The 26,783-nt window shown below is 40.7% G+C and carries 18 protein-coding genes; 10 read left to right on the top strand and 8 right to left on the bottom strand.

From position 1 onward, the window contains the following. Positions 1–24 precede the first annotated feature (24 nt). A complete protein-coding gene (gene ushA / locus L1068_RS03540) occupies positions 25–1,593 on the bottom strand; it encodes a bifunctional UDP-sugar hydrolase/5'-nucleotidase UshA (RefSeq protein ID WP_237129116.1) in 1,569 nt (522 codons plus the stop codon). 261 nt (positions 1,594–1,854) lie between these two features. Here ushA and L1068_RS03535 point away from each other — a divergent pair, with 261 nt between their 5' ends. The 6 genes from L1068_RS03535 (at position 1,855) to L1068_RS03510 (ending at position 9,485) form a co-directional block, all read left to right on the top strand. Then, complete coding sequence (locus tag L1068_RS03535; protein WP_237129115.1) at positions 1,855–2,625, top strand: peptidylprolyl isomerase; 771 nt, start codon at positions 1,855–1,857, stop codon at positions 2,623–2,625. Positions 2,626–2,884: 259 nt separating this feature from the next. Beyond that, a complete protein-coding gene (locus tag L1068_RS03530) occupies positions 2,885–5,770 on the top strand; it encodes an insulinase family protein (protein ID WP_237129114.1) in 2,886 nt (961 codons plus the stop codon). A gap of 130 nt (positions 5,771–5,900) precedes the next feature. Then, positions 5,901–7,601 (top strand): lysophospholipid acyltransferase family protein, encoded by a 1,701-nt coding sequence (locus L1068_RS03525; protein WP_237129113.1) that lies wholly within the window; start codon positions 5,901–5,903, stop codon positions 7,599–7,601. Between the two features lie 52 nt (positions 7,602–7,653). Then, on the top strand, positions 7,654–8,040 hold the full coding sequence (locus L1068_RS03520; RefSeq protein WP_237129112.1) for an MAPEG family protein: 387 nt from the start codon (positions 7,654–7,656) through the stop codon (positions 8,038–8,040). 31 nt (positions 8,041–8,071) lie between these two features. Beyond that, on the top strand, positions 8,072–8,911 hold the full coding sequence (yghU, locus tag L1068_RS03515; protein ID WP_237129111.1) for a glutathione-dependent disulfide-bond oxidoreductase: 840 nt from the start codon (positions 8,072–8,074) through the stop codon (positions 8,909–8,911). Positions 8,912–8,990: 79 nt separating this feature from the next. Next, complete coding sequence (locus L1068_RS03510) at positions 8,991–9,485, top strand: GNAT family N-acetyltransferase (protein WP_237129110.1); 495 nt, start codon at positions 8,991–8,993, stop codon at positions 9,483–9,485. On the opposite strand, the gene L1068_RS03505 is transcribed toward L1068_RS03510, so the two are convergent. Genes L1068_RS03505 through L1068_RS03495 form a run of 3 tightly spaced genes read right to left on the bottom strand, consistent with a single transcriptional unit; the run spans position 9,460 to position 12,945 of the window. Beyond that, positions 9,460–10,065, bottom strand: coding sequence for an ABC-type transport auxiliary lipoprotein family protein (locus tag L1068_RS03505; RefSeq protein WP_054979166.1), 606 nt, complete (start codon positions 10,063–10,065; stop codon positions 9,460–9,462). The two genes, L1068_RS03510 and L1068_RS03505, sit on opposite strands and share 26 nt — an antisense overlap. A gap of 4 nt (positions 10,066–10,069) precedes the next feature. Next, positions 10,070–11,725 (bottom strand): intermembrane transport protein PqiB, encoded by a 1,656-nt coding sequence (gene pqiB, locus L1068_RS03500; protein ID WP_010559343.1) that lies wholly within the window; start codon positions 11,723–11,725, stop codon positions 10,070–10,072. Next, on the bottom strand, positions 11,722–12,945 hold the full coding sequence (locus L1068_RS03495) for a paraquat-inducible protein A (protein WP_237129109.1): 1,224 nt from the start codon (positions 12,943–12,945) through the stop codon (positions 11,722–11,724). The genes pqiB and L1068_RS03495 overlap by 4 nt, the downstream gene beginning before the upstream one ends. Positions 12,946–13,053: 108 nt before the next feature. Here L1068_RS03495 and L1068_RS03490 point away from each other — a divergent pair, with 108 nt between their 5' ends. The 3 genes from L1068_RS03490 (at position 13,054) to L1068_RS03480 (ending at position 15,531) form a co-directional block, all read left to right on the top strand. Then, the gene (locus L1068_RS03490; protein ID WP_237129108.1) at positions 13,054–14,274 is read left to right on the top strand and encodes an iron-containing alcohol dehydrogenase; all 1,221 of its coding nucleotides are present in this window, start codon (positions 13,054–13,056) and stop codon (positions 14,272–14,274) included. Between the two features lie 672 nt (positions 14,275–14,946). Next, the gene (locus tag L1068_RS03485; RefSeq protein WP_237129107.1) at positions 14,947–15,084 is read left to right on the top strand and encodes a hypothetical protein; all 138 of its coding nucleotides are present in this window, start codon (positions 14,947–14,949) and stop codon (positions 15,082–15,084) included. Between the two features lie 48 nt (positions 15,085–15,132). Then, positions 15,133–15,531 carry a hypothetical protein gene (locus L1068_RS03480; RefSeq protein ID WP_237129106.1) on the top strand — a complete coding sequence of 133 codons (399 nt, stop codon included), beginning with the start codon at positions 15,133–15,135 and terminating at the stop codon, positions 15,529–15,531. A 267-nt stretch (positions 15,532–15,798) separates the two neighbouring features. Here the strand turns inward: L1068_RS03480 and L1068_RS03475 are convergent, their stop codons facing one another. Both L1068_RS03475 and L1068_RS03470 read right to left on the bottom strand, forming a co-directional pair. Further along, complete coding sequence (locus L1068_RS03475) at positions 15,799–17,154, bottom strand: hypothetical protein (protein ID WP_237129105.1); 1,356 nt, start codon at positions 17,152–17,154, stop codon at positions 15,799–15,801. Between the two features lie 129 nt (positions 17,155–17,283). Next, positions 17,284–19,911, bottom strand: a complete 2,628-nt coding sequence (locus tag L1068_RS03470; RefSeq protein ID WP_237129104.1) for a TonB-dependent receptor — start codon at positions 19,909–19,911, stop codon at positions 17,284–17,286. Between the two features lie 123 nt (positions 19,912–20,034). Between L1068_RS03470 and L1068_RS03465 the strand changes: the two genes are divergently transcribed. Further along, positions 20,035–22,086: a winged helix-turn-helix domain-containing protein gene (locus tag L1068_RS03465; protein WP_237129103.1), complete on the top strand. Its 2,052-nt coding sequence runs from the start codon at positions 20,035–20,037 to the stop codon at positions 22,084–22,086. Between the two features lie 29 nt (positions 22,087–22,115). Here the strand turns inward: L1068_RS03465 and L1068_RS03460 are convergent, their stop codons facing one another. Together L1068_RS03460 and L1068_RS03455 are read right to left on the bottom strand one after the other, a co-directional pair. Further along, positions 22,116–23,501 (bottom strand): TonB family protein, encoded by a 1,386-nt coding sequence (locus L1068_RS03460; RefSeq protein ID WP_237129102.1) that lies wholly within the window; start codon positions 23,499–23,501, stop codon positions 22,116–22,118. 275 nt (positions 23,502–23,776) lie between these two features. Next, positions 23,777–26,329 carry a TonB-dependent receptor gene (locus L1068_RS03455; protein WP_237129101.1) on the bottom strand — a complete coding sequence of 851 codons (2,553 nt, stop codon included), beginning with the start codon at positions 26,327–26,329 and terminating at the stop codon, positions 23,777–23,779. Positions 26,330–26,783 lie beyond the last annotated feature (454 nt).

The raw sequence follows: 26,783 nt of genomic DNA, 5'->3' as shown, positions 1-26,783 counted from the left end.
CTTACGCCTTTTAGCAGGGAGGTTTTAAATCTTAGTTGCATCAACCGGAGAGTTTTGCAAAAAGTAATTTTTCAATACTTCAGCGTCAATGGTATCAGTTGCAACAAAATGCGGATGCTTTGTCATATTCGGGTAGCCATCACCGCCTGCCGCATTATAGCTATTAAGTGTAAAACGATAGCGTTTATTGGCATCAAAAGGTTTATTATCGATACTGATTATGCTTAATTGGTCATTTTCTTTTTTAAATTCAATGCCATAAAACTGGCAGTACGCGCCTGAATCTGGCGGGAAGCTCGCTGCTAAACTGATGTAATCAATTAGCTCTTGGCCTTTAAGTTCAAGATAGGTAATACGGTTTTTAAATGGGTGAACCTGCAAAATATCTTTGTAGCTAACGTCGCCCGCTTTAATTGAATCGCGAATACCACCGCCGCTAATAATACCGAAATCTGCACCGACACTTTCACTTTGTGCTTTCGCAATCAAACGGCCTAGATTGGTTTGTACAAAGCGAACTTTGTTACGCGAACCTTCTAAATCACCAATTAATTCACCAATCGGCTGCGAAATTTTTGCTGAACCTTTTTCTTGGTACGGTGTTAAAAATGCGAGCATTTTCGGATCTTCCGGGATCTTTTCTGATGCAAGCTTTTTAACGGTTTGACCATCTTGCTTTGTTTCGCGCAGCATATTAACCGGAATAAGGTCATAGTTTAGTAATGTAAGCGCGTTATTTTTCAGTGAAAACTCGGCTTTACCCACATACTTACCCCATTCATGCGCTTGCATGATCCATGTGCCGTTTTGACGATCAGGACGACATTCATCACCTGGTAGAAAGTCGCTATCAGCAGTATTGTCACCTTCCATACAAACAGGTTCTTGTGAATGTCCACCAATAATAAGATCCAACGCACCTGCATTAAGTGTACGGGCCAAAGTCACGTCGCCCGGTGCGTTAATGCCATGTTTGGCATCAACGTAATGCCCCATGTGCGTTACGGCAATTGTAATATCGGGTTGGTAGGTTTTTTCGAGTTTTTCTAGTAAAGGAGCCGCAGCATCTGCGGGTGTACGAAACTCAAAATGACCTACATAATCAGGGTTTGCGATTTTAGCCGTATCTACAGTGGTTAAACCAATTACCGCAATTGTTAAATCATCACGTTTAATGATTTGGTAAGGCTGGTAGGCGTGTTCCCCCGTTTTTTTGTTAAATATGTTTGCCGAGAGCAGCGGGAAGTTTGCCCACGCAATTTGTTTATCTAGAATCTCTAGAGAATTATCAAACTCGTGATTACCGATAGCCATGGCATCGTAGCCAATTAAGCTCATGCCTTTAAAATCTGGTTCAGCGTATTGTAAATCGGATTCAGGTACGCCAGTGTTTATGTCACCACCTGATAACAACAGTACTTGATGATTTTTCGCTTTTGCTTCAGCACGCAAACGGTCAATAAGCGTTTTTCTTGCGGCCATACCATACTCACCTTGCCCATTGCGCCAAAAGCGCCCGTGGTGGTCATTGGTGTGCAAAATGGTGAGCTTTTGCTCATTATTTGTCGCGTAGCTGTTGTTCATAAACAGCATAGAGAGTGCTAAAAAGGTGAAAGAGCGCACAGTAATCATTATAAATTTCGGCAGTTAATTAACAAACGCTATTATTCTAACCATCACAATAAAATTATGGGCGGACAATTGTCCGGTTATGTGGGCCGAAATCGCAAAACCTCGTAATTATTGTTAAAGGAGTGTTATTAATTGTAATTATCACGTGAGTTTTATAGCCATATTGGCAAATAATCGGTAAGCTGCTTTCGATAAAAATTAACAAAATATTCACGGGAAATTATGGACAAGCTAAAACTATCTCTCTTAGCTGCTGGCTTATTTGCGGGCGCTGCGCAGGCAACGATTGTTGAGGTTCAAACTACACAAGGCAACTTTCAAATAAACCTGTTTGATGAAACTACACCAAAAACAGTCGAGAACTTTCTCAAGTATGTTAATGACGAGCGTTACAATGAAGTGGTGTTTCACCGCTTAATAACGAACTTCGTGCTGCAAGGTGGTGGCTACACTTATGAAGGTAGTAAGTTTATACCTATCGATACCTATGGTACTGTGGTAAATGAGCCTGTTTATTCTAACGTACGTGGCACCATTGCCATGGCAAAAGTTGAAAATGATTCAAATAGTGCGACGAGTCAGTGGTTTATCAATCTTAAAGATAATAGTGGCGATCTAGATCTACAAAACGGTGGTTTTACGGTATTTGGTCAAGTAATTGGTGAAGGCATGGATTTAATTGACCAATTATCAAATTTTGAGTGTAACACGGTACCTTTAACAAATACGACCAATGATGAGTGTGCAGACTTTAAAAATGGTAATGCATCGCTTGGCGCTGAACGTTTAATTACCATCGAAAATGTCACGATTATTGATAGCAACACTGACACCGCAAGTGATTTAACACCAAAGGAAAATACGTTAATAAAAGAGCAGCCAAAGCCGCCAGTAACGTCGGATGATTCAGGTGGTAGTTTTGGCGCATTATTGGGCTTAATGGCGAGTGCGTTAATTTGGCGACGCAAGCGCAAGCCTGTGCTAGCGCGCTAATGCAAAATCTCATTTGTTGACAAACCGTTACAAATAATACAATTAAAGTATTGCATTTAATCACTGCTTTTTTATAGTGGAATAAATGTATATCAATTCACTTAATTGATTAATCATTTTAGCAGGCTATATTTTATGCCTCAGCGTTTCATTTATCCAACGCGCTAGGTGATTACCTATTTAGTAGAATTGGTATTAAAAAACGCTCTATGACAAGACATTAGAGCGTTTTTTGTATTTATAACTCTAGGGAACCATTATGAAAAAAGCACTTAGCCTAAGTGCATTAGCACTGGCTGTATTAGTTGGCTGTAATGCAACTAACCAAGCTAATACCTCTTCGAATAATCCAAATCTTTACGCAGAATCACTGGTTGTTAGCCCGAACGATAACCGCGAATACAAAACATTAAAATTAAGCAACGAGATTGAAGTTGTTTTAGTGTCGGACCCAAGTGTTGATAAATCTGCTGCAGCACTCAGTGTGGGCGTTGGCTTATTGCATGACCCAATGACACAACAAGGTATGGCGCATTATTTAGAGCATATGTTGTTTTTAGGCACTGAACGTTTCCCTGACACCAACGAATATTCAGAGTTTATGACCAAAAATGGTGGTGCTCATAACGCATATACGTGGTTAGATATTACCAACTATATGTTCAAAGCGAACAACGATGCATTTGAAGAAGGACTTGATCGTTTTTCTGACTTCTTTAAGTCACCGAAGCTTTACCCAGAGTATACAGACAAAGAAAAGAACGCAGTAAACGCTGAATGGTCAATGCGCCGCGAGCTTGATTTCTTTGGTCAGTTTAAACTAGCGCGTAAAATGATGGGCGAACACCCAGCAAACCGCTTTTTAATCGGTAATTTAGAAACCCTTGGTGATAAAGAAGGCAGCAAGCTACACACCGAAACCGTTGCCTTTTTTGATAAATACTATTCATCAAATATCATGAAAGTAGCCTTACTCAGCAATAAGCCACTTGCTGAGATGGAAGCGCTAGCGAATAAATACTTTTCAGATATTAAAAATAAAAATATTGAAAAGCCGACTGTTACAGCGAAAGTTGATTTAACGAAAGTTGGCGGTAAAAAGGTATTTTATAAGCCAAACAAAGACGTTAAACAATTAACACTCGACTTCACAATTGAAAATAACAGCGACCAATTTGCGCTTAAACCAAATCGTTTTCTGTCATACCTAATTTATTCAGAAATGCCGGGCACACCCGCTACGCTATTACGTGAAAAGGGCTGGATCTCAGATCTAGGTGCTAATGCATCGCCTTCACATTATGGCAACTATGGTACGTTCTCAATTGATGTAACGTTAACCGATAGTGGTATGGAACACCGTGATGAGATTGTTGCTATTATCATGCAGTACATTGACCTTATTCGTGAAAAAGGCGTTGATAAAAAGTACTTTGATGAAATCAGAACATCACTTAATAACCAGTTCAAATTCTTAGAAAAAGGCGATGAATTTGGTTATGTATCTAACCTCGCTGGCGCAATGCAAGTGTATCCAACGAATCATGTGATTAACGCACCATATTATTATGGTCAGTTTGACGAAAAAGCAATTGAACAAGTGCTTGGTCAACTTAGACCAGAAACGTTAAAAATTTGGTATGTAAGCCAAAAAGAAGAAACAGACAGTACACTTCATTTCTATGATGGTAACTACCGCATTGCTGATATTTCACAAGACGAAATTAACAGCTGGAAAGCGCCAACAAACCTTGCAATGAACTTGCCTGCAGTAAACCGCTTATTGCCAGAAAGCTTTGATTTAAAAGCCACGGGCGATGAAATTAAAGAGAAACCGCAACTTGTTCACGACACTAAGCATATTAAAGTATGGCAGTTTGCGAGCAAAAACTTCTCGCATCAGCCAAAAGGCATGCTGAAAGTGTATATTAATAACCCAGCAACGCTTAGTGATATGGACACGGCGATTCTATTATCGGTTTGGCAAGACCTATACAGTAAGAATGTTGTTGCGTTGAATACAGAAGCAGGGGTGGGCGGTATGTCTATGAGCCTTTCTGATTCAAACGGTGTGGTATTTACTGTAAATGGTTTTACCGACAAACAAAGCGAATTAATTGTAGCCGGTATGAACGAGTTACGTGTTGCGCCAACCGAACTTGAGTTTAACCAAGCGAAAGATCGTTTCTTACGTGCTGTTGCAAACAAGAGCAAAAACTTCCCTTACAGCCAAGCATTCAATGCGTTTTATAAAGTAACAAGCCAAGGCAGTTATGAAGATGCAGCACTGATTGAACGTGCTAAATCGCTTTCAATTAGCGATTTAAATAAGGTAATGGAGCAGGTACTTAATAACAACCAAGTACGCGTATTTATGTTTGGTAACTACGACCAGAATGACGTGAAAACCGTTGTATCTAGTCTTGAAAAGGCGCTACCTAACGAGGTGACAACAACGCAATACGCACGTGCGAAAGCGTGGTTACCAAAAGCTGGTCAAGTATTTAGCGTACAACGTGATATTGACGTAGCCGATGTTGCTTTAGTTGATATGCATATGCACCCAGTAAAAGGTAAGAAACAAGAAGCGCAAGGGCTTGTTTTACAAGGCCACTTTAGCAATAAAGTATTTGATAAATTACGCACCGAAGAGCAACTAGCGTACGCAGTAGGTGGCTTTAGCACCACGCTTGACGACTATGTTGGTTTTGGTATGTACATTCAAACACCAGTTAAAGGACCAGGTGAAATGCAGGCACGTTTCGATGAATACAAGCTTGAGTATAAAAAAGAGCTCGATGCAATTAGCGAAGAGACGTTTGCACAACTTAAAAATGCGGTACTGATCAAGCTAAACGAGCAGCCGAAAAACCTAGGTGATGAGCTAAGACCATACTTGTCAGATTGGTATGAAGAAAACTTTGATTTCAACTCAAAAGCTGAGCTGATTAAAGAAGTAGAGCAAGTAACACTTGCTGATGTTAAAGACTTTTACGCAAAAACGGTACTAAATAAAGATGCAGCGCGCTTAAACGTGCAAATGCGCGGTACAAAATTCGCGGACAAGGCATTTGGCAAAATTGAAAATCAGACGATTATTTCTGACATTACAAATGCAGGTAAGGTACTTGATTATCAAAAGTAATTGATAGTTTTTTGTGAAAGGCGAGCAAATGCTCGCCTTTTTTATGCGTCACAATTGTTCAATATAAACTCAATATTCGCGTCACATTTGCTTCATATGCTGCACTTAAAACAGCTTTATGGCCAATGTTATGATCCATGTCGACCAAGTAATCGCAAAACAATTTCCGCAACTTATAAATAACTCTTTGCTTTATAAATCAAGCAGCAAATTATTAAAAAATTTAATGCATGAAGGTGATTTTCATCAATTTGAAAATGATTTTCCGCATTTATCAGGGCTTGATTTTGTAGAGCAAGTACTTGATTACTTTGATGTTAGTTATTCTGTGCGAGATAGCGAAAAGCTGCATATTCCCGCATCAGGGCGTTTGGTGATAATCGCCAATCACCCAATTGGCTCGCTCGACGCATTGGCACTGATTAAATTAATTAGTGAAGTGCGTAGCGATATTCGCGTGATGGCAAACCAGCTGCTTTATAGCCTAGCGCCGCTACAAGAAATGTTAGTACCGGTTGATAACATTAAAGGCACAACCAGCAAAATTACTGTCAATCGCATAAAAGAACATTTGAGCAATGAAGGTGTGTTGTTAATCTTTCCTGCTGGTGAAGTATCACGTTTAAGGCCAACAGGGGTGCGCGATACCTTTTGGCAAAAAGGCTTTTTGAAAATCGCAAAAGCGTATCAAGCGCCCATACTGCCAATGCATGTTGATGCTAAAAACTCCCCCATGTTTTATAGCGTATCAATGCTTTATAAACCGCTTGCGTCGTTCTTGTTAGTGAATGAAATGTTTAAGCAACGCAAACGTAATTTTCCTATACGCATCGGCGCACTTATTCCATATAGCGCGTTTAATGATTCATCGCTTCACGATACGCAGTTAACTAAACTGTTTAAAAAACATATTTATGCCATAGGTGACGGTAAACCAGGCTATTTTCAAACGGAAAAATGCATTGCCTTGCCAGAGAACAAAGCTAATTTGAGCCGATTAATTCGTGAAAAATGTAAATTGCTTGGGGAAACCCATGACGGAAAGATGATCTACTTATATCAGCATGGTGATAGCTGCGTAATTATGCGTGAAATTGGCCGCTTACGCGAAATCGCGTTTCGTGCGGTGGGCGAGGGCACAAATCAAAAGCGCGATATAGATAAATACGATAGCGATTATTTGCACTTGATTTTATGGGATAAAGACGAACTAGAAATTGTCGGCGCATACCGATTTGGACGTGCTGATGTTTTAACACAAAATGCAAAAAGTGCCGGATTATACTCATCAACGCTAGTGAATTTCAAAGACGAAATGGCACCTTATTTTGCAAAAGGACTCGAGCTTGGTCGCAGTTTTGTGCAGCCAAAATACTGGGGCAAACGCAGTTTGGATTACTTATGGTTTGGTATAGGCGCGTATTTGCAGCATCACCCTGAAATTCGCTATCTATTTGGCCCTGTTAGTATAAGCGGCACGTTACCTGAACCTGCAAAAGATCAGCTGGTAAGCTTTTACTCCCATTACTTTGCTCATCAAAGCACATTAGCAACATCAAACAATCCGTATCGCTACACAAACACGAATGAATTGCCAAATTACACAAACGACTATAAAGAAGACTTCAAAGCACTAAAAAGCACATTGGCAGTGCAAGGTGTGGCGATCCCCACTTTATACAAACAATATACCGAGTTGTGTGAGCCTGGCGGCGTTAAGTTTTTGTGTTTTGGTGTTGATCCAGACTTTAACAATAGTGTTGATGGTCTTGTTTTAGTTGATTTAAATACATTGAAACAAAACAAACGAAAACGTTATTTAAATCAGTAGATTTACCTGCAGGAATATGTCAGGTTAATAAGAAAACAAAAAGGGTTTTGTTGTGATATCTGTTATTCCTCTTTACGCGGCGCTGCTAGGCTTGATTTACATTTATTTGAGTGTGGCAACGCTAACGCGCCGCAAAAAAATTCTCGTCGCGTTAGGCGATGGCGGCGACAAACTGCTGCAAAAGAAAATGCGAGCGCACGGTAACTTTCAAGAATACGCTCCAATTAGTGTAATATTAATCGGATTTACCGAATACCTAGGTGCTGCATCACTGTTTGTTCACGGATTAGGTGTTGCACTGCTTGTTGGGCGTATTTCTCATGCCTATGGTGTGAGCATGCTACATGAAAAATTAGTATTTCGCGTAACAGGCATGACATTAACCTTCTCATCTATTTTGCTTAGCAGTATCGCAATACTCTATCTTTTATATCGTTAATAAATCGCTTTAAAATTCAGTGAGGTTAGTTATGGCTAATAATCAGTATACGCCGCCAAAAGTGTGGCAATGGCAAGCGGGAAACGGCGGCAAATTTGCTAGTATTAATCGTCCCGAGTCAGGTGCGACCCACGATAAAACCTTGCCTCAAGGAACACATCCGCTACAACTTTATTCGCTTGCTACGCCAAATGGTGTAAAGGTAACGATTCTACTCGAAGAACTAATTGAAGTGGGCATACAAGACGCTGAATACGACGCCTACTTAATTGATATTATGGAAGGCGAACAGTTTAGTTCAGGTTTTGTTGAGATTAATCCTAACTCTAAAATTCCTGCGTTGCTCGATACCTCTGCATCGCCCGCTACACCTGTGTTTGAATCAGGCGCTATTCTGCTTTACCTCGCTGAAAAATTTAATTGCTTTATTCCACAAAATGCAAATGATAGGGCGAAATGTTTATCTTGGCTGTTTTGGCAAATGGGCAGCGGCCCGGCATTAGGTGGCGGGTTTGGTCATTTTTACGCGTATGCTCCTGAGCCACTGGAATACCCAATTAACCGATTTACTATGGAAGTAAAACGCCAGTTGGATCTACTAAACAAACACTTAGCAAACAATAAATACATGTGTGGTGACACCTACACTATTGCTGATATGGCAATTTGGCCCTGGTACGGTGTATTGGTACGTGGCGATTTATATGACGCTGCTGAGTTTTTAGCGGTAGATGAATACCCACATTTAAAGGCATGGGCAGACCGTATATTTGAACGACCAGCGGTACAACGTGGCCGCAGAGTAAACCGCAGTTGGGGCGATGAAAGTGAGCAATTGCATGAGCGCCATAGTGCGGACGATTTTAATTAAACTGTAAAGGCCAACACGCTCTAGTTATATTTAAAATAAAATTGTATATTTTATTTGTTTTTCAGTTGTAAGGATAAATGTGAAAAATATCGCGCTACAAGAATTAACCACTGCCGATGCTGAATTCATTTTTAACTTAGTAACGCAAGCGAGTTTTAGAGAGCACATTGGTGATAAAGGGGTGTATGACCTAACCAGTGCTGCAAAACACCTTGAAGAAAAGTACATTCAGCCCTACCAGCAATATGGATATGGGTTATGGGGTATAAAAGATCTCGACCGTGATTGTTTTGTTGGCGTATGTGGTTTAGTTACACGCCCCGATTTTGATATTCCTGATCTTGGCTATTCGTTACTTGATGAGTTTACAAAGCAAGGTTATGTGGCAGAAGCCGCGCGCAAAACCATTGAACGTGCCCGCAGTAAACACGGCTTTGACACATTAAATGCCATCACTTCACCCACTAATAATGCGTCAATTAACGTGCTTGAAAAACTTGGCTTTAAGTTTATTAAGCAATTTGAACTTGCCGGTTATGACGGGGTTTCTAACCTTTATCAATTAGCGCTTTAAGCTCAGTTGCAACCGCGTTGTTGACATTGTTCCACGCACTATTTAGCGCGCTAACAAGCGGGCCGTAGCCGTCATCGTTAAGCGATACAGCTTGATTAAAGCCTTGGCTATACACGATAGTAGCCGAGGTATGCTCAAGTTTATATACTGTCACTATGCCTGCTATTACACCTTCGCCGTTTTGATTCGCTTGAAACTTAGTCAGATAATAATCTACGCGAAAGGTTGGTAACGTGGCATTAATTGCAGATTCTAACTGTAGGGGAATAACACGGCTTTGCGACAACTGGTTATCCAGATTAACCACGCTTGCTTGCAGTAACAATTCACTGGGACTGCTGCTCCACAAATGGCCGTTGGCGCTTTGAATTTGTAGTGGCGCAACCTCAACAGCAATACCACGATTGGCAAGATGCCCGGTTAACTTAGGGTTACTCACGATAATATTAGCGCGCGCTTGTTTGCCTAATTTACTTGGCGCAAATTCGCCACCATCAAGCTGGTAATAACTAATAGTGTCAACTTGGCTGCTACACCCGCCCAATAATAAAAAAAGAACTGAAACCAGTAAAATACGCATTGTGTTATTGTTTCCTTGGGGTTGGATCGGTTGCCAATTGTTTATCAAAAATAAACATATTAGGTTGCTCGTTTAAGCCTTTTGACAACGGCTGCAATTGCTCTGCTAATTGTTTTAACTGATCAAGTGTGCTGTTTAATTCGTGATAAATAGCTGAACCTTTTTCGTAATCTGACATGGTTTTTTCAAACTGCAACATGGTTTCATCAAATGTTGCCATCGATTTTTCTACTTGCGCTAAGGTTTCATTAAACTCATTAGGCAGAGTTTGCGTGTCTTTACGATTTAACAGTTCGCGCAGTTCAACGGCGAATGTGTTGTATTCGTTCATTGTTTTATCAAAACTATTAAGCGGTGTTTGCATATCTAAATTATTAAACTTCGCTAGTAATTCCGATACTTGGTTCGCCATTACGCTAAAGCCACTAGAGGTGCTTGGAAACACTTTTAAGCCAGCAAATTCAGATTGCTGAAATGGCTCAACATCTTGGTATAAATCAAAATCAATATAAATTGAACCCGTGAGTAAATTACCAGTTTTAAGGGATGCTCTTAAGCCTTTTTCAATCCAGCCATCTAGGCTATTTTGCCAGAACTCTTTGGCAATTTTGGTATCGTGGAAGATACGCTTATATTCAATTTTAATCTTAACCGGTACAGCCGTACTGTCAGTTGAAAAATGGGCAGGCCGATTATCAATCACTAACATCGCAGGTGCTTCTTCAACGGTGCCAATACGAATACCGCGATATTCAACTGGCGCACCCGGTGTTAAGCCGCGAATTGATTGCTCAAACTGAATAACATAATAATCGTACTCGTCGTAGCGATGTTCTAGCGCTTTTTGGTAATCGCTGTTTAGTCTGAATGTTTGGTTTTGCTTAGCCAAAGCATCGGGTTTTTCGCCTTCAGGAATAGCAAACGAAATACCGCCTTTCAGCATTTTTGCCAGTGAACTGGTTTTAAAATTAATCCCATCCGCCGATAGGTCAACTTCAATCGCTGAGTTTACCCAAAACACCACATTTTCTGTGACCAGATTTTCATAAGGTGAGCGAATAAAAATGCCATAACGCATAATCTGCTGTTGCCAATCAAACTTAGCAGTTTCAACTTGCCCAACACTGTACCCGTTATAATAAATTGTGGTACCCACATCGATTACATTGGTATTTTTACTGGTAAGCAAATAGCGCTGACCTTTTATGTTATCGGGAATTTGAGGCGGCGTATCTAATAGCGTAAATTGACGTGTTCTGGCATCACTTTCACCCGGTAAAAATTCAAAATAAACACCCGATAACAAAGTGTTTAACCCAGAAATACCGGTTTCGTCGATGCGTGTTTTAACAATCCATATTTTTGCATCTTGATTAAGTAAATGCTCGTAATCTTTGTCAATTACCGCGCGTGCAACAACTGTGGTTTGGTCTTCAGCAAGGCGTACTTGGGCAATGACACCCATCTTTACGCTGCGTACTTTAATTTCTGTTTTGCCGGGGATCACACCTTCTGCATTTGGCATAGTAATGTAAATAGTCGTGCCTTGGCTTTGTTGGTATTGATAAAACATCCAACTTGCAACAAACACGGCAATAAGTGGAATGATCCAGATAGGTGAGAGCGTTCGCTTTTTACTAATAGCGGCAGTAGGGCTCATTCAGAAAACCTCTTTTTATCCCAGATTAAACGTGGGTCGAATAGTTGCGCAGCAATCATAGAGGTGATCACCATAATTGCAAAAAAGATTGCACCAACACCAATTGTTATCGACATTAAAACGCCTAATTGTACTAATGAAACTAAAATAACCACAACAAACACATCGATCATCGACCATTTGCCAACAAGCTCTATTAAAACATAAGCACGTGCTGCTTGTTTTCTACTAATGTGTTGTTTTTTTGTAACTAAATAACACAGCCAAAATAATACAAACAATTTGCCGATAGGAATACAAATACTGGCTATGAAAATAATGATAGCGATTGGGTACGAGCCAATCTGCCACAGTGTAAAAACACCATTAAGAATAGTGGACGGTTCGTCAATTGAGAAAATCCAAGTGTGCATTATCGGGAAAAAATTCGCTGGTATATAACAAATTAGCGACGTGATGGTAAATGCTAAAACCCATTGAATATGTTGCGTATTGCGTACCGACGTTTTGCTATTACAGCGCGAACACATATCGTCGTAAGTTAATAACTGACAAACATGACAAGCCCGCAAATTTTGATTTTTAGCGCGCGAGCCTAAGCTTTCATCAATTGCTATTTTGTTTTGGTCGGCGAGCTGTAGCCACAAACTATGGCTATCGTAATAATATAGCGTGAGTGAATAACACAGCACAAAAGCGGAAAACGCCCAAAAACTTAAACCAAAGGTAATTTCAGCCATTGCCATAATTTTAATCATGCTGATCAGCACGCCAATTAGGAATATTTCCGACATAACCCAAGGTTTTAAGTAGTAAATCGTTTTTAAGCAAAATCGCGAAAGCGGCTTAGGTAACACATACAATGCCCCCATATGAAGCGGAATAAACAGTGTTAATAACACAAAAGGCAAACCAATAATGGTGATATCAATCAGTGCGGCGACGAAAAAGTTATCTTGATAAAACAATATTTTTGCCGCGTCGAGCAAATTGATGGTTTGGCTTAATCCTTGATTGCTAAACGAGATAAATGGGTAGAGTAAGGCGCTAAACAGCAAGATAAGTGACGCGATGCTGAGCGCAACCACTTTTTGAGCGCGCGCGTTAATTGTGCGGCTTAATAAGGTATGACAATTTGGGCAATAGGCATGCTCCCCATGGCTGAGCGTTGGGATAGTGACTATTTGATCGCAGTGATGACACGCGAGTTGTATTTCCATTCAGGTGCTTACTTTGTCTTGTTACTCTTTGATTTTCTTATATCCTTGATTGTAAGGCAAGAAATTGTGCTAGGATATTTGCTCTAATAACAACAAAGGACAACAACCATGGCGCAATCAATTGGACTGACTAAACGGCTGCTGTGTCGTTGCTATCACATGGCGTTACGCATTGCCTTGTTTGTTTATCCTATTCCACGACCAAAGTGCTTTAAAAGCGCGCAAATCGATATCTGGCTTGCTGAATTAAAACAACAAGGTATTGAACGTCTATTGGTGGTTACCGACAAAACCTTGCTTACACTAGGTATAGCAGAGTCTGTCATTACTGCCCTTGAAAGTGCTGGCATTCGCACCTCTATTTATTCAGATATTTTACCTGATCCCGATATTAACGAAATTGAGTCGGGCTTTACGCTTTATACACAAGATAAGTGCCAAGGCATTGTTGCAATTGGCGGTGGCTCGGTGATTGATGGCGCAAAACTAATAGGGGTGCGTGCAGCAAAGCCGCATAAAACACTCACGCAATTACGTGGCTTATTTAAAGTGATGCGCCGTTTACCACCGCTAACCGCAGTGCCAACTACCGCAGGTACAGGCTCAGAAACAACGGTTGCAGCGGTGGTTTCAAACCGTAAGCAGCAGGACAAATTCGCAATTGCAGATTACTGCTTAGCGCCAAAATACGCGTTATTAATGCCTGAATTAAGCCAAGGCTTACCGCCATTTATTACCGCCACAACCGCTATGGATGCATTAACACATGCAATAGAAGCATTTATAGGTATTAACGGCACGCAATTTACTAATCAAAAAGCGTTAAGCGCATGCAAACTTATTTTTGATAATTTTCCATTAGTGATTCAAGAGCCAAGTAATATCAAGGTACGAGAAAACCTGCTAAACGCATCCTTTTATGCGGGCGAAGCGTTTACTCGCACATCGGTCGGGTATGTGCATGCCATTGCCCATCAGCTTGGCGCAAAATATCACGTGGCCCATGGCCTTGCTAATGCCATCTTGCTGGATGTGGTGTTAGCGGAGTATGGCGAGAAAATACATGATAAATTGGCCCTTATTGCTGATTATTGTAAGCTAGGTGATAACAAAATTGACGACCGATCACAAAAAGCGATGCTGGTGATTGAAACAATACGTGAATTAAAAGGATTGGCGAATCTTCCAACCAAAGTAGATGAGCTTGATGCTACGGATATCCCAGATATAACAAGGGCAGCCATGAAAGAAGCACACCCTGATTATCCTGTGCCAGAGTTTTGGTCAAGCAATCGGTTTGATCACGTTTTACAGCAAGTTTTAACGTAAAACTCTGGGTGGCTCTTTATATTGTTATTGGTTTTAGGGGGGTATGTGTTAGGTGGAGGGCTGTAGTGAACGAGTTTGTGACTTTGATAAAACTATTAAACATAAACCTCCCTTTCTATAATAAAGCCCATCCATGGGCTTCATGTTACTTTTCTTTGCTTCGCCAAAGATAAAGTAACCAAAAGAAAGGCGACCGCACTATCAAACTTAATCCTCAAAGCAACTTTGAATTTATTGATAAGCGCCATGATACGGCATCCATGCCTGAGTATGGCTTACTCAACTCGCTACGCTCCTTGTTTCGCATTATCAATTCAAACTTGATTCTCGGGTTTGATAAAAGCGGACAAGAACTTTAGCACCAGCCTTTAAGGTCGATAATGAGCGAACAGCGGACGTTGAGATTTTTTAAACCCTTACTTTTCAGCCTCTGAATTTAAACCTTTCCCCCATATTCAAGAAAATGCGCAAATTGCGCACTTTTGTCTTTCTCAAAAAATTAACCACATGTATTTTTAATAATACTGGCAACTAGTTATCAACTTTTTTAAAACTAACCCATTCAGAAAAGTGCGCGATTTGCGCACTATTAAATTGTTAACTGCCAAAGGAAAGTTATGAGTGATTTTGAGTGGACTGCTTTTTGGAGCTATTCTCATTCAAGTCATAACAATGACCTCAGATTATTATCTTGAACTTCCATTCAATATTTATGTAGAGAATATTCTGTCGGTAGTTGATTCGGTATTAATGCTATTGGTTGCCATTGCATTTTCTAAGTTAGTTAAGAAAGTAGACTCGGGTGTGTAACCAATTGATTTTTGCCTCTTATCGGGGCGTAATGTGTTTTTCTAATTTATGAATAAATTTAGAGTTTTATTAGTCCCTGCAGCTGGTTTAATAGGAGCGCTATTAGGCTATTTTCTTGCGCCGCCACAACCACTGTATCCCTTTGCAGGCGAAAAGCATGAACTTGAACTCATTTACTATATTGAGCTTCATATAATCATCTATTTAGGTTTCTTTTCAGCATGCTTTACATTTTTATCTTCTAAGCTCCTTAAAACTTCCATAAGTTTAGCCATCGGCTCATTAATTTCAGTTGGTTTATTTATTTGCGCAGTAGATGATTTAAGGAGCGGTGCTATACCTTACTACAGTTTTCGAGAAATAGTTGCATATGTAATTGGTTGTATTTCTTGGTATGGTATCGTTTATTTGCTTAGTAGCTTTTTCAATAAAAACAAAGTGGTATAAACACATAGCAAAGCAAATTAAAAGGTCGGACAAAAAACAGTTGGCTTTGTTCGTATCTCACAAATTATAGCCAACTTTTTTAGCCGTTTATTTGCGGCGTTACGAATGACAGTTGTTGGCACGTATCTGCCTGTCAGAATTTAATTATCCCTTTTAGGCAATTTTGGCGTTTCAAATCACACTTACTTTGCGAATACTTAATATCAAACGCGACGCATAAATTTTCATACGATTGCGCCGCGATTGATTAACGTTTATAAGCTGAGGTTACTCGGCTAGGGTTTTTAGTTGAGTAATTTTATAGCCGCTTGTCGCGTTCGTATCTTCTTCCAAAATCAAAATGTAATTTCCGGTTTGTGAAAAGTCGATATCTGCCATTTGTAAGACGCTGATAGTTTGGTTGTTTACTTCATAAGTGACGGTTACATCGTAACTTTGCGAATCTAACGTCACCGATTTTGTCGCGAATGCGTCAATGTTTTTGATGTAGCTTGTGGTGTCGTCAATGGTTTCATTACCCTCGGTAAAATAAATATCGACTTTGGCGATATTGGTATCATATGGTGAATGATCAATCAGGTTAACAACCTGCACATTATGCGATACCGCGTTAGGCGTTAAATCTTCAGTAATCGATATCATTGCAGGATAATCGTCAGTATGCTGATAGAAAATACTGATAAGCGAGGTGTTTTTGTTAACTGCTTCAACAAAATTATTCACGATAGGGTTATTTGAGCTATCTAACATCGACAGTGTAAAGGTACCTGCATTCGCTGGAAAATAATCGGTTACTGTGTCGGATGGGGTTGCAGGCGTTGTAATATCGTCCTTGGTGCTAAGCGCATTAAAGGTAACGGCTGGGTACTCATCAATCGCATTGTAAAAACGCATTTGCGACATGGCATCAACATGGGTCAGCGAGGTAACGCTTGACCCATCAGAAACTAAATCAAGTGTAATACCACCTGGTTGCGATGAAAAGCTTGGGCGTAACATGGCAATATAGCTTTGTTCATCATCTAGCTCCACCATGCTCGATTGAAAAATAACCTCATCGCTGCCAGCGAGGGTGATGTAAAAGGTGTAATGATCTTCGCTTTTTTCTTGCAGCTCAGGTAGTGCTAAATATTGGGTTGAAGTTAATAGCTCGGCATCCACAAAAGCGTAATCGTCTTTAGCAAGGTAAATATCGTATTCTTGCTGATCTGAAATGGTATTAATGGCGCTGATTTGAATTTTGTCTTCGCCGTCAAATTCGCTAATTGCAAATTCGTCAATGCGTGGCTCGTTGTAGTCGCCCGATAAGACTTTTAATAGTTTTACATCGCTTTTAATGGCAAGTGTGTCGTCGTCATTTAGTAGCGGTATATAGTCATCGTTATCGTTTAAATAAACGTAGTTTAACGTGTAGTCGTCACGGTTATAGTTATGGCGGGTGGTTACTTCACCAAACGTTGCGCCGGTGCGTACGGTATTGTCGATTTCTAGATAAACCGTTGGGCTGTTGGCACTGGCATTATACATTTGTACGAAACCTGTGCCTGAAGAGTCGTCACTGCTACCGCAGGCTGCAAGCATAGAAATGGCGAGGAACAGCGTTGTATTTTTAACATTTATCATTATTGTTTTTCCATGAGTTGGGTTGTTATCTACCCTGAGTATGTCATGGGAAAATCAATGATATAACCATTTTTACCTACTATTACAATGGGTTACAATAAGTCACGTGAGTAACATATTCTCACAGTTTTAGTAAGTAAAACGTACCCCAACATAAAAGCGCCTGCCATTGCGATAAACTGCTTTTGGTGAGTAATGACTGCCTTCGTAGAGGTAGCTAATTTCGTCACCGAGGTTTAACCCTTCAAGATTAAGCGATAAATTCTCATTGATATGATAGCTAAATGTGGCGTCAATTTGCGAAAAGTCATCTTGCATTTCAAGGCCAACGCCGGTGGCGAATTCTGTACGATAGTTGTGGGAAATACGGGCACTCAGCCATTCATTTTCAAAGTAACCGGTTAGGTTAAAGGTATGCTCTGAGGTGCCAGGAATAAAAGCTTGCTGCTCGGTGTTACCATCGCGTTTACCATCAACAAAGGTGTAGTTTGTAATAATGCCAAGGCCTTGTAAAAACTCATGTTGATAACTCAACTCAATACCCCAAACATTACCGCCTGCGCCGTTAATCGGTCGGTCAATGGTCATTAGTATGTCTTCGTGTACTTCTAATTGCCGTTTAAACTCAATAAATGATTTTACGTCTTTGGCAAACGCGGCAACCGATAGCAAACCAATATCTGAAAAATACCATTCGAGTGACATATCAAATTGAGTCGCGCGGTATGGGTCGAGGTCGGGGTTGCCGCCTTGTCCTTGCGCTTGTGTAACGTTGTAATTGGTTGATGGCATTAAATGATTGTATTCGGCGCGCGCCATAACTTTTGCAGCGGCAAAGCGAAATGCGAGGTCGCGCTTTAAGTCAAAATTTAAATTTAAGCTTGGCAGAATATCCGTGTAATGTTTGCTTTGCTCTTGCCACACAAAGTTAGTTTGCGCACTACTGGACGATGCGATTTGTTGATAGGCGCCCGCGTCTTGAATGGTATTAACAATGCGGACACCCACATTAGCGCGGAATAAATCAGTAAGTAGATTTAGCTTGGTGTATAAAGCACTGGTTTGTTCTTGAATATCAAAACGGCTGGCTTGCTCTACCTGCTGCTCAAATGGGTAATCGCCATAGGCATTTGCAAGAGGTTGAGTATCGGCAAATGCATAGTGTTTAAGTGTTTCGTCAGAACCAATGCCGTGTAAATAGTCCTTCGGAAAGGGCGCACTAAAATTTGCGAGCGTCCAATCGAGCGTATCTTTAATATCGCTGTAACTGCCATTATTTGAACGTAAGCGTTCAAAACCACGTTGGTGATTGCGATATTTAATGCCAAAATCAACACTGTCTATAAGATTATGAATAAGCGCTTTTGAAAAGTCAGCTTGTAAATACCACTCTTGATCAACGGAATGCTGAGAGTCGTTTCTAACTTCGCTTATCCACCAGTTTTCAGCTTGGTTTGGATTGATTTCATAATGGGTTTTAATGTCGCGTTTGTCTCGGGTATCGACGCTAAATCCCGAATTTGCCGACCACTGCGATGTATTGTCGTCGTAAGTACCGCCGCTACCGCGGGTAAAGCCGAACTGGTATTCATTTTGCCACAAGTTAACAGACTGCATTGCTTTAACGTTAATACTGCTAGTTTTAATGGTTGATTGACGCCAAATTGCTTCCATTGAGGTACTAAAAGGCTCGGTATTTTCGGGGTCTACCTTCGAATAATCGGCGTACGCTAAGGTATTATTGATGATTTGATAGTCATTAATTACGCCACCGCGTGAGAATACGTTTGACGGTTGCCATAAAAAGTTTTGATTGGTGTTGTCTGCATCTAACTGTGAATACAAGACATCAAACTCAAATTGCCATGTGGCACTTGGCTGATAATCAATCGTCATGGTTGCGCTGGTACGCAAGCGTTCTTGTTGAAACACCGCAGAGCCGCCACCACTTGGAGTCCAAATGTTTTTTATGTCAGCGCTGTCAAAGTCGCTGTATGTTAATTTGCCATCATCGCGTGTTTTAAAGTGTGCTTGATGCCAACCCCAAGACTCCAGACCATCTCGGCGTAAGGTGCGCTGCTGGCGATTTAACGTAAACAACATACCAAAATCGCGATTACTGTTTACATAGTTATAAAAGGCAGCAAGTTGTGGGTCGAGCTCGTTTGATAAGTCGCTATATTGGCTTTGCAGCGTGACAATAAATTGGGTGTCGGTCGTTAATGGTCTGTGGGTTTTTATATTAATCGCTCCGCCAAGAGAGCCTTCGTCTTGGTTCGCTTGTGGCGTTTTAAATACCTCTAATTTGCTAACAAGTTCAGCGGGTAACATGGTGTAGTTAAAGCCACGATTTGGCTGCGATGAAATCCACCAATCGGCTGAAGCGATATTTTGACCGTTTAAAAATGTTCTATTTTGCCCTGGTGTCGTACCGCGTACACCAATACGCTCGCCTTCGCCCATTACACGCGTAAGCGATATACCGGTAACACGCTGAAGCGCTTCAGCAACGTTTTTGTCGGGAAATTTCCCGATTTCTTGGGCACTCAGCACATCGCTAATTGCCGAGTGTTGTTTTTTATCGGCAAGGGATTGTAATAAGCTCTTGTGAATGCCACGTATTTCAATGGTGTCGAGATCGATGTCGGGAGTATTTGCAAACGCGCCGTTAGAGAAAAACGCAGTCATCGATGCCAAAGACATTGCGCGTAATTTAAAGCGAAGGTGTTGTGCCTGTTTATTATTGTGTGTTTGCATATGATCCCCTTTGCACTTTAAACGACTGAATTATATGAACTGCGTGTATTTACTGAGCGATTGTTAACGCTTAAAATGCAATCACCATAATACTGTTATACGTGCTATAAGGCTAGACTAATTTTGTCACTCACTTCGTTACCTAACTCATTAATTCAAATAGACAAAATTTTAGTTGATTTCAGCGCAATGCGAATTAAACGAGCGGGTACATGGCATAAGGTTGAAAGCAAGCAGCTGATATTGTTGGCGCTACTGATTGAACAACAAGGGCGGGCAATATCGCGAGATGAGTTACTCGATAAAATTTGGCCAAATGTGATTGTTAGCGATAACTCGCTCAGTAAGTTGGTAACGCAATTACGCAAAACGATCGGTGACGATCGTAACGATCAAGGTATTATTCGTACTGTACCGCGCGTAGGTTATCAGTTAATTGCTACTGCAACACACCTTGAACACAAAGCGGCATCGTTTAAGCAGCAAAATGTCGCGATTGTGGGTGCATTATGTTTAATGTTAGGTGGGTTATTTAGCTTAGGGCTTTCGCATCTGAGTAAGCCTTATTCGCTTGGCGATGATTACAGCGAGCGACGCATTACTCAGCGCGGTGGCGTGGAGCAGGGCGCGTCTTTTTCAAATGACGGGCGATATATGGTGTTTAACTATCGCGCAATTGGTAAAAGCAATACCGACTTAGCGGTGATGGACCTACAACAACACATTTCCCATGTAATTAAAAATGCCAATTACTCTGAGCAACGCGGTGTGTTTTCCCCTGATCAAAAATGGTTGGCGTATATTCGCAACGACGCGTTGCAATGCAATATTCGGGTGATATCAACGGCTAGTGCGATAGAAACATGGCGTTTATCACTCGATAGTAAATTAGCCGATTGCCCGTCTGGTTTGCATAAAATGGCATTGAGTTGGCCGCAAGATAACCTACTGATAGCCCACTTTAATCACAGTGTTGTGCGTTATTCATTAAACTTTGAGCCGTTTCCTCGAGCGGTTGATAGTCCAAACGTAATTGTTGACGATGTTGATGAATTAAGTGTGACTAACAATCAATTATTCACACTTAATACGCCGACAAATACCGTGGAGAAACGCGATTTTCATGGCAAACTTTTGACAACGCTGTCTCATGAAGAGCGCGGTATTAAAAAGCTCGCGGCCGACAATAACAGGCTGTGGCTTGTATCCAACAACTTGGCTTTTTATAAACACAATAAGCGTATTGGCGCGATGAATATTGAGGATGGCGATATTGATGAAATCAGCATTAATAGAAAAAACGGTGATATTCTATTAAGTAAAAGCCAGTCAAATACGGGGTTATTCACGGTTTCATCCGATGGTGTTGAACAATTAGGGTCGTCAATGAATGCGGTACGTGCGCCGGTTGTATCGCACACGGGCAACAAGTACGCATTTTTAACCTTAAATAAACGCTCAAATAAGGCTGACGTTTGGCTTAGCCATGTTAATAGTGACAGTGTGCAGTTTATTACGTCACTTTCAAAGTCTAACGTGCCTGAACTTATGTCGTTTTCACCAAACGGCAATTTTTTACTTTTAGCCTATTTAGATTCCCATCTTTCGCTGATTGATTTAACAACTAAAAATAGTATTACCGTGGCACAAGGGCAGTTTGACAATGTGTATTGGCAAAAAGAAGGCGATGGTGTGTTCTATGCGAAAAACGACGACAATAGCAGCAATAATTGGTATTTTGACTTGTCTACTGGGTTAGCGCAGCCGAACGCGCAGTCGTTAGCATTAGATTTTATGCTTGCTAATCAAGAATACCGAACGCTTATGACAACGGGCTTTCGAAATTATGCTAATCATGTGGCTAAGTATTTAGCTGAACGTGTTTTTGACCCCTTGCTAATTGATAATATTTTACCCTCAAGCCAACTATTCACTCCAAGCGTCTATCGAGGCGGTATTTATTTTATGGTTAAAAAAGGTGAAACCTTATTATTGTTTGATTATCAATTTGAAAGCCAAGAATATCGTGAAGTTGCAGACTTGAGTCAATTTAGTAATGCGCCAAATCATACACTGACTATCACCAGTTCTCACGATGGTAAGGAAGTGCTTGTGAATCTCGTCGATAACCTCCAATCAGATTTGGTTTTAATGAGTAAAACCACTGCTAATTAAGCGACTTGATAGTGAGGTTAAAGCTTAGCTTAAGATTTAGCAGCAAGCTTTCGTTTCAGTGCTTCCATTTCACTGAGGTCAATTTTTTGAGCATTGGCGTTATCAATTGCTCTGTCTAGCTGTTGTTTTGCACTTGAAATATCATGTTGTTGATACGAAAGTTTAGCCTTTAAGTACCAGGCTTCAGCGTTATTTGCGTTTTGGTGTAGCACAGAATCAATTTGCTGATGCAGTGCTTTGTATTCGCTTTCTGAAATATTAGCTTGGCTAAGAGCCAGTCGGGTGAGCGCGGTTTTTGCAAGCAGGTGGCCTTTATCACTTGCTTGGGTTAACCATAAGCGCGCTTTTTCCGTATCGTAATGAACTGATTTTTTAACTAACAGCTCGATGCCTAAACGGTACTGCGCCGATGCAAAACCATTTTGAGCGCTCAGTAACAGCCAGTTAAGTCCTTTTTTACGGTCTTGGGCGGTTTTATCGCCGGCAAGTAACTGTGTTGCAATACGATATTGCGCGAAGGGATAACCATTTTTTGCAGCATTTAGCATAAGATTTTGCGCTTCGCTTTCTTTTGGCCAATGGTATTTAAGCAATTTAGACGCGTTGTGTTTATCGGTCGTTAGCCATTGTGCAATGCGGTATTGCCACAAAGCATTGCCATTCTCCGCCTGTTCAATTACTTCAGCAATGTGTTTTTGATATTCACGTTGCTGGCGCGAAAACCCTTGCTGATAACGTTTACCTTTAAATGTGGTGAAGTGATAAAGCAAACTGCGACGTTTGATGGGAAGCTGCTCGCTTTGCTTAAAGCGCCAGCGTTTTAACGCCATTAGCATGGCGTTATCAAATGTTTTTTGTGGGTAGCTATCAATGATTTGCGCGTTGATCACGGCTCCTGCACCATCAATATCGTATTCAACCCATACCCATCCTTCAATACCGCGATCGACCGCATGTTCTGGATAAACAGGATCAACATTAAATGACTTTATTGGTTGAATTAAAGTGTTAAATGTTTCGTTAAATTGGGGTGCCAATGTGTTCACATAGCGATGATAGCTAAGTTCAGCGCCGAGTTGTTGCTTTGCTTGGTGTAAAGCGTCACTGTTTTGTGTTTGCGTGGCGATGTACTCTGCGGTGTTTTTTGCATCGGTTATTCCAAATTCGCCGGCAAGTGAAAACCATGCATACGCTTTGTTGATGTCTTTTTTTACGCCTCGGCCGTGTAAATGCATAACGGCAATATTAAACATCGCATCGCTATTACCAAGTTTTGCAAGCTGTGAAAATTCGTTTAAGGCTTTTTTATATTCACCATTGGTATAGTTAACTGATGCGCTCAGTAAGTCGGCTTTCAAGCCGAAATGCATAAGCGAAAAACACAGTAACAACAATGTCGTAATTAGATAACGCAATGACAAAACCAAATATCGACTAAGGGGGTTTAAACGTTTTGCAACGAAAAAACGAAAAAGTGGGTTAAGAATACGCAAACTTACTGCGGAATTGAATTGATATTTCGACTTTTCTAAGAAATTTTAATGGCTTGTAGCGCAATAATTGAAAGCGAAAAAAACAGCGAACATTACATTCGCTGTTTTGGGGGGTTCTGAAGTATAAGAGTTTTCTAATAGGGGGCAGTCCTGTGTTAGCTATGCGCAATTAAGCGCAGTGAAACTCTTTTTCAGAATTAAAAATTAAATCGAACACCTGCAACATAGCGACGGCCATCGGCATAAACACCGGTTAGTGCTTGCTCTACACCTTTTTCTTGGTAGCTAAAGGTATGCTCGTCGGTTAAGTTAATGGCTTCAAATACTAATGTAATGTTCTCGGTTACGTTGTAGTTAAGATTGGCATCAATTTGTCCGTAATCGTCTACGTAACCCGGCCAACCAAGACCTGTATCATAGCCTGTGCGGTAGTTGTACGAAATACGGCCGTTTAGGTACTCATTTTCATAGTATGCACTTAGGTTAATCGTGTGCTCAGAGTTACCAGGAATAGTGATATCTTCACCATTTGGACCTTTCGCTTCACCATCAACATAAGTGTAGTTAGCCATTACACCTAGGCCTTGATAAATATCGTGCTGCACCGCAAGCTCTAAACCTTGAATTGTACCGCTACGACCATTTACCGGGCGATTTACCAATATACCAACACCTTCGTGAGTTTCAAGCGTTAGCTGTGAGTCTAGGAAAGATTGAATATCTTTATGGAATAGCGCCGCTGAGAATAAACTTGCTTCATCAAAGTACCATTCAATACTTACATCAAACTGATTTGCACGATACGGGTCGATATCGGGGTTACCACCTGTACCGGTTTTAGTTTCTAGGTTGTATGAAGTAGACGGAGTCATTGAGTTATAATCTGGACGAGACATAACGCGTGCCGCTGCAAGTCGCATAATAAGGTCATCATCTAAGTCAATCGCTAAGTTAAGGCTTGGAAGTACGTCAAAATAGTCTTTTGATTGCGTTTGCCAATTTTCACCTACGTAAGCGCCTGTATCTTGGTTTGTTTGTACTAAACGTACGCCTAAGTTACCGCGCAAACTATCTGCGTCAATATCCGCCTTAATGTAACCAGCCAAGATTTGCTCTTCTACTTCAAAGGTACTTGCTTTTAATAAGTTGTATTGCCAACCAAGCGCATCACCTTCACGACGTACTTTGTTTGAATCAGTAATGGCGTAGTTTTTAAGTGTGTCACTTGAGCCTAAACCCGATAGATAATCTGACGGCATTTGGAGCGAGTAATCGGCTAATGACCAGCCTAAATCGGTACGTGTTGCAGTTTGACGTTTTTCATTATAGCGACTGTGGTCGCGATATTTAGCGCCAAACTTAATATTACTAAATACTGCAACATCAACTGGGCGGTTAAAGTCTACTTGTACATAATGTTCATCGTCTTTGGCGTTATTTTGGTCGTAACGTAAGAAATCAAGTGACCATTTAGTGCCATCAGCTGGACCAGCGCTATAGCTTGTTTTCATATCTTCAACACTTGACGCATCATATGAATGTACGTAGTTACCGCCCCAACCAACGCTGCGGTCAGCATGTGATCCACCTGAGCCCTTGGTATAACCTAAGTGTACTGAGGTTTGCCAAATATCACCTTGATAATCTGCTTTTAAATCATATGACTCGGTGCTAAGTTCTGAGTTACGCACTTTGGTTTCATCAAGAATATTATTGCCATCTGGCGATAAACCCAGTGTGCCTGCAATAAGCATTTTACCAACTTTGTCATGATCAATAATCGTCACGTCTTGATATTTTGAACCGCCGTACCCAGGTAACCACAAGAAGTTTTGGTTTTCATTGTTAGCTTCTAATGTTGAATCAAGGGCATTAAAGGTAATGTCTAATTCATTACTTGGACGGTATTGTAGCGACGCATTGAAACCAGTGCGGATACGCTCTTGCGAAAACATGGCTGAACCACCGCCACCAGAGCTATAAACATTCTTGTGTACTGTACCATCTTCCATTTCAATATCGCGATGCGTCCAGCTCCATGACTCAATACCATCTCGGCGTAGATTACGTTGCTGACGTACCACTGAGATTAGTGCACCAAAGGTTTCGTCTTCATTTTTCCATGAATATAAGCCACTTAGTTGTGGGTCAGTTTCACCTGATACTTCACTGTGTTGTGCCATTAAGCTACCAGCGATTTTATTGGCTTCTAACTCTAGTGGTTTACGGGTACGAACGATCACTGTACCACCAATAGAGCCCTCATCAATATCGGCTTCTGGTGACTTATACACTTCAAGTCCAGATACAATTTCTGAAGGAAGCATAGTGTAATTAAAACCACGACTAGCAGGGGAGTTTGTCCACCAATCTACTGAGCCTACAGCTTGGCCATTTAATAATGTTCTGTTTTGGCTTTCAGACGTACCACGAATACTTACTCGTTCACCTTCACCAAAATTACGTGAAATCGATACGCCGGTAATACGCTGAAGCGACTCTGCTACGTTTTGGTCTGGAAATTTGCCAATGTCTTCAGCGGTTACGGCATCAACAACCGAACCCGAAAAACGTTTAGTGTTAAGTGATTTAACTAAGCTGCCACGGATCCCGCGGACTTGAATTACCTCAACGTCGCTTTGTTCAGCCGTGTTTTCTTCTGCAGCCTGTACATATGTTGTGCTTAAGCTCGCAGCCAATAATGCCTGACTAATAGCTAGGCTTAATTTATTCTTAGTAGATATAGCCATTGTTTCCCCTTGCGATGTAAAAACCATCAGTTGTTATTTTTTAACGGTAACTGTTTGCTTAAATCACACACCGTTAACAATTGCCCAATGCGGAATGTGTTTTAAGCTGGGGTAATAGCTACATGATTAGTTATGAATCGTATTGATTGATTATGAATAGTTATGAATTATCAAATTAAATTTTAAATCGTCATTTTATTCAATGCTTTATTGTTTTAGCTATATTTAATAAATTAAGTTTATTTAAAGAGATTTTTAGAAGATTAATTGGTTTATGCACCTATTCGATATTTAAATAGGATGAAAATAGGGTTTATGTGTTATTTATTCGTTAAATTTTTCTGTTTTGGCTATTAAAAAGCTATCGTTGAGCATGCCGCTTGATTGGCCGATTTAAAAATAAGCCTTTTAAGTAACAGGTGGGTTGTGTCGTTCACTTTTCGCTTTTACTAAG

Source organism: Pseudoalteromonas sp. MMG024 (genome assembly GCF_021654175.1).
In the GTDB taxonomy this organism is placed as follows: Bacteria; Pseudomonadota; Gammaproteobacteria; order Enterobacterales; family Alteromonadaceae; genus Pseudoalteromonas.
This window is presented reverse-complemented; position numbering and strand designations above follow the sequence as displayed.